The following is a 12075-nucleotide window of genomic DNA, read 5'->3' as shown; positions in this document are numbered from 1 at the left end:
CGTAATCCGTGCGCAAATCGCAGGTGCGCCGCAGGGATGCCCTGTAACATGAAGGCCTACTGATCGACCAACTCTGCCTGACGCAGAGCTGGCGCGACCGTACGGCGGCCGGCCCCCTCGCAGTGGGTGTCCTGGTATCTACCGCCGGTCCTGCGCAAGAGGACAGCTCTCGGCGGCTCCCGCACGCACACACCGCGTGCACAGGGGAGCGTCACCAGGCGGCAGAAAGGCAAGGACCGTGTCCAACACGGTCACTACCCCCCGTCCCGGTTACGGCCAGCTGCTCCGCACCCCTGGAGCATGGACGTACCTGGTGCCGGGATTCCTGGCACGGCAGCCCTTCGCGATGCTGACCATCGGCATCGTGCTGCTCGTCCAGCACACCACAGGGTCCTACGGGAGTGCGGGCGCCGTCGCCGCCGTCACCGGCGTTTCCATGGCACTGTTCGCGCCGCAGAGCGGCAAACTGGCCGACCGTTTCGGACAGAGCGCCGTTCTGTTTCCGGGCGTTCTCGTGCACACCGCTTCCGTCGTCACACTGCTCGTGCTGGCGCTCTCGGGAGCGCCCATGTGGGCGCTCTTCGTCGCGGCTGTTCCCACCGGTGCCTCTGTTCCGCAGATCGGGCCTATGGTGCGGTCCCGCTGGGCCGCCAAGCTGGAGGGCTCGCCGCTGATGTCGACCGCCGCGGCCTTCGAGTCCGTGACGGACGAGTTCACCTTCGTCGTGGGACCGGTTCTCGCGACCGCGCTGTGCACCGGTGTGCACCCGGCGGCCGGCCTGGCCGCCGAGGCCGTGCTGACCCTGGTCGGCGGTCTGTTCTTCGCCGCACAGCGACGTACACAGCCGCGGGCCGGACGCCTGTCGATGTCCGACGGGCCGCGCGCCTCCGCGCTGTCCATTCCGGGCGTACGAGTGCTGGTGGTGGCCTTCCTCGGCATCGGCGCTGTCTTCGGGGGAATGCAGGTCTCGCTGACCGCGTTCTCCGAGGAGATCGGCAACCCCGGCGTGAACGGACTGCTCTACGGAACGTTCGCCGCGGGCAACATGCTCGCCGGTGTCGCGTGCGGCGCCATCGCCTGGAAGGTCGGGCCCCGGCGCCGTCTGATGGTCGGGTACGCCGCGCTGACGCTGGCCGCCTCCGGACTGTGGGCGGTGCACTCCGTGCCCCTGCTCGCCGGTCTGGGCCTGATCGTCGGCCTGTGCATCGCGCCCGCGCTGATCACCGGCTACACCATGGTCGAAACCCTGGTGCCCGCCACGGCCCGTACCGAGGCGTTCACCTGGCTGACCGGCGCCGTCGCGCTCGGCCAGGCCGCGGGCGTCACGGTCGCGGGACGGCTGGCGGACGCCAACGGCGCCAGCGCCGGATTCCTGGTCCCTCTGGTGGGCACCGCGCTCGCCCTCGCCACCCTGGTGGCGCTGCGCTCGCGGCTCGCGCCGAAGGCTCCGGGACGGGTCGCGGCACGTGGCGTGAGTCACCGAGTGCCTGTGACGGTGGACTGATCCAGCGGAATACGTCAGTATTGGAACGTCGTTAGCACTCATTGAGTGAGAGTGCCAGGAGGAGCAAGTGCCGACCTATCAGTACCAGTGCACCGAATGCGGCGAAGGCCTCGAGGCGGTGCAGAAGTTCACCGATGACGCACTGACCGTGTGCCCGAGCTGTGAGGGACGCCTGAAGAAGGTGTTCTCCGCGGTCGGCATCGTCTTCAAGGGTTCCGGTTTCTACCGGAACGACAGCCGCGGCTCTTCGTCGAGCAGCACGCCGGCCACGGCGCCCGCGAAGGCGGGAGCGTCGTCTTCGTCGAATGCCTCTTCGGGGTCCGACTCGAAGCCGGCCGCCTCGTCGTCGAGCTCGTCGTCGGGTTCCAGCAGCTCGTCCAGCTCTTCCAGCAGCTCCTCGGCCGCCTAGGCCCACTGCTTCTGGGTGACCCCGCCGTTTCCGACGGCGGGGTCCTCGGCGTTTCCGCGCCCGGCTACTGTGGCCGCCATGGCGAATGCGGAGATCGGCGTGATAGGCGGCTCGGGCTTCTACTCCTTCCTGGAGGACGTGACCGAGGTCGAGGTGGACACCCCGTACGGGAAGCCGAGCGACTCGCTCTTCCTCGGTGAGATCGCGGGACGGCGGGTGGCCTTCCTCCCCCGCCACGGGCGCGGTCACCACCTGCCGCCGCACCGCATCAATTACCGCGCCAACCTGTGGGCGCTGCGGTCCGTCGGTGCGCGTCAGGTGCTCGGGCCGTGCGCGGTGGGCGGGCTGCGGGTCGAGTACGGGCCCGGCACGCTGCTCGTACCGGATCAGCTGGTGGACCGTACGAAGGCGCGCGCGCAGACGTTCTACGACGGCGAGACGCCGGTGGACGGGAAGCTGCCGAACGTCGTACACCTGACCTTCGCCGACCCGTACTGCCCCGAGGGACGCAAGGCGGCGCTCGACGCGGCGCGCGGGCGGCAGTGGGAGCCGGTGGACGGCGGGACGCTGGTCGTCATCGAGGGGCCGCGGTTCTCGACGCGGGCGGAATCGCGGTGGCATGCGGCGGCGGGCTGGTCGGTCGTCGGCATGACCGGACATCCCGAGGCCGTGCTCGCCAGGGAACTGGGACTTTGCTACACGTCGCTGGCGCTGGTCACGGACCTGGACGCCGGGGCGGAGTCGGGCGAGGGTGTCTCCTACGCGGAGGTGCTCAAGGTCTTCGCGGCGAATGTGGACCGGCTGCGGGATGTGCTCTTCGACGCGGTGGCGGGGCTGCCGGCGGACGAGGCCCGCGACTGTCTGTGTTCGCACGCGCTGGACGGGATCGACACCGGGATCGCGCTGCCCTAACGGGTGATCGATTTGTCCAGAGTTGGGGGACTGTCCACAGGCGTCGGCGGGATTCGGGCTGACCGTGGATCGTGAGGAGCGTCCAGCCGGAACTCCTCGAAGTCCTCGTGGCAGGCGGTGGTCACCGTGTCCCTCTATCCCTACGTCCCCACTCCCCCCGTGCCGCCCGTTCCCGGGCCGGATCCGTGCGGTGTGCCGGAATTCGCACCGCTGCGGGTGCGCGGCGGCAGGCACCGGCTCCGGCGGGCGGTGCGCCGCAGGAGGCGGGCGATGGCGGCCGGGCTCGCGATGACCGCCGCCGCGCTGGCCGCTTCGGGGGCGCGCGACGCGGGGCGTACGGGCGGTGCGGCACAGGCGCGAGCCCAGGCACAGGCGCGGGAACACGCGCTGTCGCGGGCCGACTCGGGCGCGGCGGCGCGGCGCGAGCGCCGGCCGGTGGAGATGGTGTCCGCGCCGGTGCGTATCGCGGACGCCGGGACCGTGCGGCTGCTGCGCCGGGGAGACCGCGTCGACGTGATCGCGGCGGCCGCCGACGCGTCGGTGGCGGGTGGTGAACCGCCGGCCGCGCGGGTGGTGGCTGTCGGTGCGCGGGTGGTGGAGGTACCGAAGGCGCCGGAGGCACACGAGGCCGCGGGGGCCGAGGGCGGCGGTGCGCTGGTCGTCCTGTCCGTACCGCGAACCACGGCCGCGGCACTGGCCGGTGTGGGCACGACGTCCCAACTGGCGGTGACGCTGTGCTGACTCGAGTGCCGGCTCGAACTGGCCGGCTGTCAAGTCGCTGGTGTGTGGGCCGGGATTGGACAGGGCCGTCACCTGCTGACGTAGGTTTCGGAACTGTTTGCTCCGCCCCCGGTACATGCGAAAAGAGGCTCATTCGTGAGCGAGGAGAAGAAGCAGAGCGTGCTGGCCGGCTTCAAGGCCTTCCTGATGCGCGGCAACGTGATCGACCTGGCTGTCGCGGTGGTCATCGGCGCCGCGTTCACCAACGTCGTGAACTCGATCGTGAAGGGGGTCATCAACCCGCTGGTCGGTGCGTTCGGCACGCAGGACCTGGAGAAGTACAGCTCCTGCCTGAAGCAGCCGTGCAAGCCGGACGAGAACGGCGTGATGCAGGGCATCCCGATCAACTGGGGGCTCGTTCTCAGCGCGGTCCTCAGCTTCCTGATCACCGCTGCGGTCGTCTACTTCCTCATGGTGCTCCCCATGGCCAAGTACCTGGCGCGGCGGGCGGCGCGGGACAAGGCGAGGGAAGCCACCGTGGAGGTCATGGAGGTCACCGAGGTCGAACTGCTGAAGGAGATCAGGGACGTCCTGGTCGCCCAGCGCGGGACGGAACGCGGCACAGAGCGCGGCACGGGCCGCGACAACACGCCGTAGCCCGTGCTCAGAGGTGGTGCGGCGGCTTCTCGTCCAGGAATCGGGCGAGGTCGGCCGCGCTGCCACCACTGCCGGGAGGCCGCTCACCCCACCCTCGGTCCGTATCGTCCGCTGATTGCTGGTCCAGTGGATCGCCGAAGTCCAACGCCGGCTTCGGCCGTGGCTTGCTCTCGGCCTGCTGCTCGGACGTCTGCTCCGGGTCTCGCGAGCCGTGGGCGGGGGCGGTGCTCATGTTTCCAGGGTACGGCGGACGGCCCGTGCGGGTGCGCCGGCAGTCTCCGCGGTCGTGCCCGCCGGTGGATTCTCCCGTGATACGCAGGACTTCATGGGACACCAGACGAGGGCGGACGCCCTGACCGATGTGGCCGGACTGCGGGTCGGCCACGCGAACGTGCCGGGCGAGCGGGCTCTGAGCGGCACCACCGTCGTGCTGGCGCCGGAGGGCGGGGCGGTCGCCGCCGTGGATGTCCGGGGCGGTGGCCCGGGCACCCGCGAGACGGACGCCCTCGACCCGCGGAATCTGGTGCAGCGCGTCGACGCCATCGTCCTGACGGGCGGCAGCGCCTTCGGTCTCGACGCCGCGTCCGGGGTGATGGCCTGGCTGGAGGAGCAGGGCCGTGGTTTCCGGGTCGGGCTCGGCCCCCAGCAGGTGGTGCCGGTCGTCCCGGCCGCCGGCCTCTTCGACCTGGGGCGCGGCGGCGACTGGCGGGCCAGGCCGGACGCCGCGACGGGACGGGCCGCCGCCGAGGACGCGGCGCGTACGGACCTCGGGGCGCCCGTGGCCCAGGGCGGGGTGGGTGCGGGGACGGGCGCGGTGGCGGGCGGGATGAAGGGCGGGGTCGGCACGGCCTCCGTGGTGCTGGACTCGGGTGTCACGGTGGGGGCGCTCGCGGTTGTCAACGCCGCCGGTTCGGCCGTCGATCCGCTGACGGGGGTCGTCTACGGGAGGTACTTCGGGGGGCGGTGCGAATATCCGGCGGCGGAGGTGCACGCGGTGGCGCAGCTCCGGCTGGCCGACGCGCGGGAGGAGACACAGCGTCGCAGCTCCGCCGGCTCCGCGCTCCCCCCGTTGAACACCACCCTGGCTGTTGTCGCCACGGATGCCGAGTTGACCCGCGCGCAGGCGCAGAAGCTCGCCGGTACGGCGCACGACGGGCTCGCGCGCGCCGTGCGGCCTGTGCACCTGCTCACCGACGGGGACACCGTTTTCGCGCTCGCCACGGGTACGAAACCGCTGCTGGGCGGGGCGGTGGAACCCGCGTTCGCGGCGCACGCGGGGGCGGCCGCTCTCAACGAGGTACTGGGGGCGGGTGCGGACGCGCTGACCCGTGCGGTGGTGAAAGCCGTGCTGGCGGCGGAGGGGGTGGACGGGCCCGGGGGTGTTTACCCGGCGTACCGGGACCTCTACTGACGTACTGCCGGGGCGAGTTGGCCCCCAGGCGCGGGAACCTTGGGTGCGCCCCCTTCGTTTTGCTCAACCCCGGCGACGTTGTCAGACCCAGGGGCTACGTTGAGCACTCGGCAAGTAACAAGCGGCGACGGCCTGGAGAAACCCTTGAGCGATCCGTACGAGACAACCGAGGAGCACCTCGAGCGACTCCTGGGGCGCGCACTCAACTCGTTCGACCTGCCCGACGCGACTGTGGAGCGGCTCGAATCGGCGCTGGCACACAGCACGTCCCTGCACTCCTCGCACCACAGCGCGGGGCTGCACCGTGAGACGTTCCAGCATGCCTTCCTGCTGGCTGACGGCAGCTCGCTCGTGTTGTGGGAGCTGGCGCACAACGCGGGCCGCGACGGCACCACGCAGCACGAGCTGTACACGGAGGCGGCGGAGGTCCGGCTGGCCGCGTCCAGACTGCCGCGCCCGGCCGGCACCGATGCCTTCGGGTTGCCCGTTGGGGATGACGCCGACCTTGACGCCGACCTTGACGGCGACCTCGAAATCCTCGCCACGCTCATGGCCGCGCGGCCGGCCGCCGCTCGCCGTATTTTCATCCCGGACGACTCCGCCGACCACGCACGCCGGGTGCTCCGCCGTGCGGAGAACGCCGGGCGGCCCGGCCCGGACATCGCGCTGCGCCTGAGCGGCGCCGTCGCCCACCAGATCACGCAGGCCTTCGGCCGCCAGTGCAGCGTGGAGGGCCGGGACGCCGGCTTCACGCTGTACGAGCACGCGTTCCTGCTGTGCGACAACAGCGAGGTCAGCCTGTGGGAGGTCGAGCACACGGCCACGCCGGACGGCCGTCACATGTGCGAGGTGTACGAAACGGAACGCGCCGCGCGCGAAGCGATGGAGCTTCGCGCGCGGGTGCGGTGACGGTGCCGGGGGTCAGGCCGCTACTGCGACCTTTTCGGGCTGGGCCGGGGCTAGGTCGGTGTTTGGGGGCTGGGGTGTTTTGCGCAGGCCCTTGAGGGTTGCCACCAGGGCTGTGCTGACCACCGTTCCGGCCAGGATGGCGATCAGGTAGAGGAACGGGTTGCCGATCAGCGGTACCACGAAGATGCCGCCGTGCGGGGCGCGCAGCGTGCACTCGAAGGCCATCGACAGGGCGCCGGTCACCGCGCCGCCCGCCATGGCCGCCGGGATCACGCGCAGCGGGTCCGCCGCTGCGAACGGGATCGCCCCCTCGGTGATGAACGAGGCACCCAGTACCCAGGCCGCCTTGCCGTTCTCGCGCTCCGCCTTGGTGAAGAGCCTGCGGCGTACGGTCGTGGCCAGCGCCATCGCGAGGGGCGGGACCATGCCGGCGGCCATGACGGCGGCCATCACCTTGAGGCTGCCCTCGTTGGGGTTGGCGAGGCCGCCGACCGCGAAGGCGTAGGCGACCTTGTTGAGCGGGCCGCCGAGGTCGAACGCCATCATCAGGCCGAGGATGACGCCGAGGATGATCGCGTTGGCGCCGGAGAGGCTGGACAGCCAGTCGGTGAGCGCGCCCTGAAGCTTCGCGATCGGCTCGCCGACCACCAGGAACATCAGGAAGCCGACGATGATCGAGGAGATCAGGGGGATTACCACCACCGGCATGATGCCGCGGAGGGGGGCGGGGACCTTCAGCTTCTGGATCGCCATCACTACCGCGCCTGCGACGAGGCCCGCCACCAGTCCGCCCAGGAAGCCGGCGTTGATCGTCAAGGCGATCGCGCCGCCTACGAAGCCGGGGACCAGGCCTGGCCTGTCCGCCATTCCGTACGCGATGTAGCCGGCCAGGATCGGCACGAGGAAGCTGAAGGCCACGCCGCCGATCTGGAACATCAGGGCGGCCCAGCTGGTGGTGTCCGTCCAGGCGAAGTGCTCGATGACCGAGGGGGCCTTGTCGATCTCGTAGCCGCCGATGGCGAAGCCCAGGGCTATGAGGAGGCCGCCTGCGGCCACGAACGGGACCATGTAGCTGACGCCGGACATGAGCCACTTGCGGAGCTTTGTTCCGTAGCCTTCGTCTGGTTCTCCGGTTTCTTCTACCGGGGAGCCCTTGGTCGCGGTCGAGACCTCGCCGCGCTCTGCTTTTGCGCGTACTTCGGTGATGAGGTCGGCGGGGCGGTTGATGCCTGCCTTTACGCCTACGTCGACTGTTGGCTTGCCCGCGAAGCGTTCCTTGTCGCGTACGGGCACGTCGTGCGCGAAGATCACGCCGTCGGCGGCGGCGATGACGGCGGGGTCCAGGCGCTGGAAGCCGGCGGAGCCCTGGGTCTCGACGGCCAGTTCGACGCCGGCGGTGGTTCCGGCTCGTTGCAGTGCCTCGGCTGCCATGTAGGTGTGCGCGATGCCAGTGGGGCAGGAGGTGACGGCGACGATCCTGAAGGGAGCGGGCCGGGCGGGTGCTTCGGGGCCGGTCCCGCGCTGCGGCGTCTCCTCGGGTGCCGAACGTTCCGGCACCGCGCCTTCTTCGGGGTGGTTGCGTTCGACACCCTGCGGGGAGCGCCCCAGCACGTCCCCTGCGGCCACCTCGGTCTGCGAAGCGGTGGTGGGCGCGTCCTGTGGGGCGTCGCCGCGGATCAGGGCCGCTGCCGATGACGGGTCATCGGCCGCGCGGAGGGCGGTGGTGAAGTCCTCGTTCATGAGCTGGCGGGCCAGGGCCGAGAGGATCGTCAGGTGTGCGTCGTCCGCGCCTGCCGGGGCCGCGATGAGGAAGATCAGATCGGCCGGGCCGTCCGGGGCGCCGAAGTCGATGCCGTGGGAGCTGCGGCCGAAGGCCAGGGTCGGCTCGGTGACGTGCTCGCTGCGGCAGTGCGGGATGCCGATGCCGCCGTCCAGGCCGGTCGGCATCTGCGCCTCGCGCGCCGCGACGTCGGCGAGGAAGCTGTCGAGGTCTGTTACGCGGCCGAGCGCCACCATGCGCTCGGCGAGCGAACGCGCCGCCTCTTCCTTCGCGCCGGCGGCCAGGTCGAGATCGACCAGGTCCGCGGTGATCATCTGGCTCATCGCGGGCTCCTTACGAGGTGCGCTGCACATGCGGCCGGCTCCGCCAGCGGGCGGTCCAGCGGCACGTCCGCGGTCACGGTGACCGCGGAGGGGTTCAGGTCGGACGGCGTCGGCATGACGCTGCCGGGGAGTTGCACGGCGGCCGCGCCGTGCGCGACGGCGGCGGCGAGGGCGTCCGGGCCCTCGCCGCCTGCGGTGAGGAAGCCGGCCAGCGAGGCGTCGCCCGCGCCGACGTTGCTGCGGATCAGGGTGATGTGGGAGGTGGCGTAGTACGTGCCGTCTTTGCTGACGAGGAGTTGTCCGTCGGCTCCCAGGCTGGCGAGCACCGTGCGCGCGCCGGCGTCCCGGAGTTCCTGCGCCGCCTTCAGCGCGTCGCCGATGGTGGCGAGGGGGCGGCCGACGGCCTGGGCCAGTTCGTCGGCGTTCGGCTTCACCACGTCCGGGCGCTCGCGGAGTGCCGCGAGGAGGGACGGGCCCGAGGTGTCGAGGGCGATGCGGGCGCCGGCTTTGTGGGCGCGGGCCACGAGTTCGGCGTACCACTCGGGGGCGAGGCCGCGCGGGAGGCTGCCGCAGCAGGCGATCCAGGCTGCGCCGGTCGACTCGTTTTGTGTTGTGGTGAGCAGCGACTCGGACTCGGTGGGGGAGAGTTCGGGACCCGGGGCGTTGATTTTGGTGAGCGTTCCGTCCGGTTCGACGATGGAGATGTTGGAACGGGTGTGGCCTGTTACTGGTACTGGAGTGACCTCTATGCCCTCGGTGTTGAGGAGTTCGGCCACCAGTGCCCCTGGTGCCCCGCCCAGCGGCATGACCGCGATGGTGCGGTGACCGGCCGCCGCGACCGCGCGTGAGACGTTGACGCCCTTGCCGCCCGGGTCCATCCGGTCGGCGGTGGCGCGCAGCACCTCGCCGCGCTCCAGGGACGGGACTTCGTACGTCCGGTCGAGGCTGGGGTTGGGGGTGATGGTCAGGATCATGGGCACTCGTTCCCTAAACACACTGCACTTCGGTGCCGGCTGCCTCGATGGCGGCGGCGTCTTCCGGGCTCAGACCGGTGTCCGTGATGAGCAGATCTACGTCGGTGAGGTCGCCGAAGCGGGCGAAGTGCTCCTGGTTGTGTTTGGCCGAGTCGGCGAGCAGGACGACTCGGCGGGCGGCCGCGACGCATGCGCGCTTCACCGCTGCCTCGGCCAGGTCGGGGGTGGTCAGGCCGCTGTCGGGGGAGAAGCCGTTGGTGGCGAGGAACGTCACGTCGGCGCGGATCTCGCTGTACGCGCGCAGGGCCCAGGCGTCCACGGCCGCGCGCGTACGGTGGCGGACCCGGCCACCGACGAGGTGCAGGTCTATGCCGGGGTGGTCGGCCAGGCGGGCGGCGACGGGGAGCGCGTGGGTGACGACCGTGAGGCCGCAGTCCAGCGGTACGTCGGCTGCCAGGCGGCCGATCGTCGAGCCGGCGTCGAGGATGACGCTGCCGGAGTCGGGCAGTTCGGCGAGGGCGGCGCGCGCGATGCGGTCCTTCTCGTCGGCGGCCGTCGACTCACGCTCGGCCAGGTCGGGCTCGAAGTCGAGGCGGCCCGCGGGGATGGCGCCGCCGTGTACGCGGCGCAGGAGGCCTGCGCGGTCCAGGGCCTTGAGGTCGCGGCGGACGGTCTCCGCGGTGACCTTGAAAGTCTCGGCGAGAGAGAGCACGTCCACCCGTCCGCCCTCGCGTGCGAGGCGGAGGATTTCCTGCTGGCGCTCCGGTGCGTACATGTGGGATTACATCCGTTCGATGCCCGAACCTGTGGTTTTGATTGCAGAGTACGACCAGGTTGCGCGCATGTAAACAGATTCGGGCAGGCGGACGGACATATTCGGGCGCCGGGATGCCGTACGGCGCCCGTGTCCAGGGGACACGGGCGCCGTCGGGTGAGTGCGTAGGCGGGTCAGGGAGTGAGCACCGGCTCCTTCGCCACCCCGGCGGTGGCTGCTGCCTCTGCCCCCACTCGCGGGCGCGCCGGCAGCGCGAACATCACGCAGAAGATGACTACCAGCACCGCCGTCGTCCACCACAGTGCGTTCTGGAACGCGTCCACGAACGCCATGCCCAGCGCGTTCGGGGCGAGACCGTCGTCGATCACGCCGAAGAAGACGACGGACACCAGGCCCAGGCCCAGCGCGTTGCCCATCTGTCCCATCGTGTTGATGAGGCCGGACGCCGAGCCGGCGTGCTCACGCGGCACGTCGGCCAGCACCGCGTCGGTCAGCGGCGCCACGATCAGGCCCATGCCGAGGCCCATGACGATGAGCGGCAGCGCCATCTGCCAGGACTGGATGGCCGTCCCGTACCGGTCGGCCTCCCATATGTAGAGGAGGAGTCCCGCCACCATCGTCAGCGCCCCGGCCTGGAGGACCTTCCGGCCGAAGCGCGGGACCAGTTTCTGTACGGAGAGGCCTGCGGCGAGGGAAACCGCGATGGAGAACGGGATGCCCGTCGTGCCCGCGCGCAGCGCGCTCCAGCCGAGGCCGACCTGCATGTACAGCGTCCAGACCAGGAAGAAGATGCCCAGGGCCACGCCGAAGGTCAGCTGCACCGCGATGCCCGCCGCGAAGCTCTTGACCTTGAAGAGGGAGAGTTCGACGAGGGGGGAGCCGTCCTTGCGGGTCTTGTAGCGCTCGTACGCGATGAAGAGCGCGAAGACCGCCGGGCTGGCGATCATCGAGAGGTGGCCCCACAGCGGCCAGTCCAGCTCCTCGCCTCGGGTGAGGGGGTAGATCAGCATGAGCAGGCCGAGCGTCGCGAGCGCTACGCCGACGAGGTCCAGGCGCAGCGCCTTGGGGGCCTTGGACTCGCTGATGAAGCGGATGCCGAGGATCAGGCCCGCGATGCCGACCGGGAGGTTGATGAGGAAGATCGGGCGCCATCCCAGGCCGAACAGGTTCCACTCGGTGAGCAGTGCGCCCAGCATCGGGCCGGATACGGCGCCGAGTCCGACGACGGCGCCGAACAGGCCGAAGACCTTGCCGCGTTCGTGCGCGGGGAACGTGGCGTGGACGATCGACAGCACCTGCGGCACCATCAGCGCCGCCATCGCGCCCTGGAGGATGCGGGACGCGACCAGGATCTCCGGGTTGGGAGCGAAACCGCAGAGGGCGGAGGCGAGGGTGAAGCCGGTGATGCCTATCAGGAAGAGGCGCTTGCGGCCGTAGATGTCACCGAGCCTGCCGCCCGTGATCAGCCCGGCCGCGAAGGCCAGGGCGTATCCCGCGGTGATCCACTGGATCGCGCCGAAGTCGGCGCCCAGGTCCTGCTGGATGCTGGGGATCGCTATGTTGACGATCGTGACGTCGACCAGGTCCATGAAGGCGGCGGTCATCACGATGGCCAGCGCGAACCATCTGCGGCGGTCGGGCGGGGGTGTTGAAGTCATGTGAGTGAGGCTATGGGGGATGTAGGACAGTTTTTGTCCTAAT

Annotated in this window: 12 protein-coding genes; 7 read left to right on the top strand and 5 right to left on the bottom strand. The window is 70.7% G+C overall.

Annotated elements, in window-relative coordinates; genetic code table 11:
- The first annotated feature begins 238 nt into the window (after window positions 1–238).
- The 5 genes from J7E96_RS24985 (at window position 239) to mscL (ending at window position 4202) form a co-directional block, all read left to right on the top strand.
- On the top strand, window positions 239–1504 hold the full coding sequence (locus J7E96_RS24985; protein ID WP_215134027.1) for an MFS transporter: 1266 nt from the start codon (window positions 239–241) through the stop codon (window positions 1502–1504).
- A gap of 67 nt (window positions 1505–1571) precedes the next feature.
- Window positions 1572–1913: an FmdB family zinc ribbon protein gene (locus J7E96_RS24980; protein ID WP_215134025.1), complete on the top strand. Its 342-nt coding sequence runs from the start codon at window positions 1572–1574 to the stop codon at window positions 1911–1913.
- 78 nt (window positions 1914–1991) lie between these two features.
- A complete protein-coding gene (locus J7E96_RS24975; protein ID WP_215134023.1) occupies window positions 1992–2825 on the top strand; it encodes an S-methyl-5'-thioadenosine phosphorylase in 834 nt (277 codons plus the stop codon).
- Window positions 2826–2951: 126 nt separating this feature from the next.
- Entirely contained in the window at window positions 2952–3566 is a 615-nt protein-coding gene (locus J7E96_RS24970; RefSeq protein WP_308296125.1) for an RcpC/CpaB family pilus assembly protein, read from the top strand.
- Window positions 3567–3701: 135 nt separating this feature from the next.
- On the top strand, window positions 3702–4202 hold the full coding sequence (gene mscL, locus J7E96_RS24965; RefSeq protein WP_215134021.1) for a large conductance mechanosensitive channel protein MscL: 501 nt from the start codon (window positions 3702–3704) through the stop codon (window positions 4200–4202).
- 7 nt (window positions 4203–4209) lie between these two features.
- Here mscL and J7E96_RS24960 read toward each other — a convergent pair whose 3' ends face one another.
- The gene (locus J7E96_RS24960; protein WP_215134019.1) at window positions 4210–4434 is read right to left on the bottom strand and encodes a hypothetical protein; all 225 of its coding nucleotides are present in this window, start codon (window positions 4432–4434) and stop codon (window positions 4210–4212) included.
- 93 nt (window positions 4435–4527) lie between these two features.
- On the opposite strand from J7E96_RS24960, the gene J7E96_RS24955 reads away from it, so the two are divergent.
- Together J7E96_RS24955 and J7E96_RS24950 are read left to right on the top strand one after the other, a co-directional pair.
- On the top strand, window positions 4528–5613 hold the full coding sequence (locus J7E96_RS24955; protein WP_215134016.1) for a P1 family peptidase: 1086 nt from the start codon (window positions 4528–4530) through the stop codon (window positions 5611–5613).
- Window positions 5614–5757: 144 nt separating this feature from the next.
- On the top strand, window positions 5758–6522 hold the full coding sequence (locus J7E96_RS24950) for a DUF6227 family protein (protein ID WP_215134014.1): 765 nt from the start codon (window positions 5758–5760) through the stop codon (window positions 6520–6522).
- 12 nt (window positions 6523–6534) lie between these two features.
- Here J7E96_RS24950 and J7E96_RS24945 read toward each other — a convergent pair whose 3' ends face one another.
- The 4 genes from J7E96_RS24945 to J7E96_RS24930 all read right to left on the bottom strand — a co-directional run bounded on the left by J7E96_RS24945 (window position 6535) and on the right by J7E96_RS24930 (window position 12032).
- Window positions 6535–8625, bottom strand: coding sequence for a fructose-specific PTS transporter subunit EIIC (locus J7E96_RS24945; RefSeq protein ID WP_215134012.1), 2091 nt, complete (start codon window positions 8623–8625; stop codon window positions 6535–6537).
- Window positions 8622–9599, bottom strand: coding sequence for a 1-phosphofructokinase (pfkB, locus tag J7E96_RS24940; protein ID WP_215134010.1), 978 nt, complete (start codon window positions 9597–9599; stop codon window positions 8622–8624). The genes J7E96_RS24945 and pfkB overlap by 4 nt, the downstream gene beginning before the upstream one ends.
- A 13-nt stretch (window positions 9600–9612) precedes the next feature.
- The gene (locus J7E96_RS24935) at window positions 9613–10374 is read right to left on the bottom strand and encodes a DeoR/GlpR family DNA-binding transcription regulator (RefSeq protein WP_215134008.1); all 762 of its coding nucleotides are present in this window, start codon (window positions 10372–10374) and stop codon (window positions 9613–9615) included.
- Window positions 10375–10547: 173 nt separating this feature from the next.
- A complete protein-coding gene (locus J7E96_RS24930) occupies window positions 10548–12032 on the bottom strand; it encodes an MFS transporter (protein WP_215134006.1) in 1485 nt (494 codons plus the stop codon).
- Between the last annotated feature and the right edge of the window lie 43 nt (window positions 12033–12075).

Origin of the sequence: Streptomyces sp. ISL-96, from assembly GCF_018614035.1 — a bacterium.
Lineage (GTDB): Bacteria > Actinomycetota > Actinomycetes > Streptomycetales > Streptomycetaceae > Streptomyces.
The sequence above is the reverse complement of the archived record's forward strand: the minus strand, read 5'-3'. Positions and strand labels throughout refer to the sequence as shown.

Bases quoted from the DNA above. Each gene is read 5' to 3' on its own strand.
- J7E96_RS24930 (WP_215134006.1), bottom strand. From the start codon at position 12,032: ATGACTTCAACACCCCCGCCCGACCGCCGCAGATGGTTCGCGCTGGCC.
- J7E96_RS24945 (WP_215134012.1), bottom strand. From the start codon at position 8,625: ATGAGCCAGATGATCACCGCGGACCTGGTCGATCTCGACCTGGCCGCC.
- J7E96_RS24935 (WP_215134008.1), bottom strand. From the start codon at position 10,374: ATGTACGCACCGGAGCGCCAGCAGGAAATCCTCCGCCTCGCACGCGAG.
- pfkB (WP_215134010.1), bottom strand. From the start codon at position 9,599: ATGATCCTGACCATCACCCCCAACCCCAGCCTCGACCGGACGTACGAA.
- J7E96_RS24955 (WP_215134016.1), top strand. From the start codon at position 4,528: ATGGGACACCAGACGAGGGCGGACGCCCTGACCGATGTGGCCGGACTG.
- J7E96_RS24960 (WP_215134019.1), bottom strand. From the start codon at position 4,434: ATGAGCACCGCCCCCGCCCACGGCTCGCGAGACCCGGAGCAGACGTCC.
- J7E96_RS24975 (WP_215134023.1), top strand. From the start codon at position 1,992: ATGGCGAATGCGGAGATCGGCGTGATAGGCGGCTCGGGCTTCTACTCC.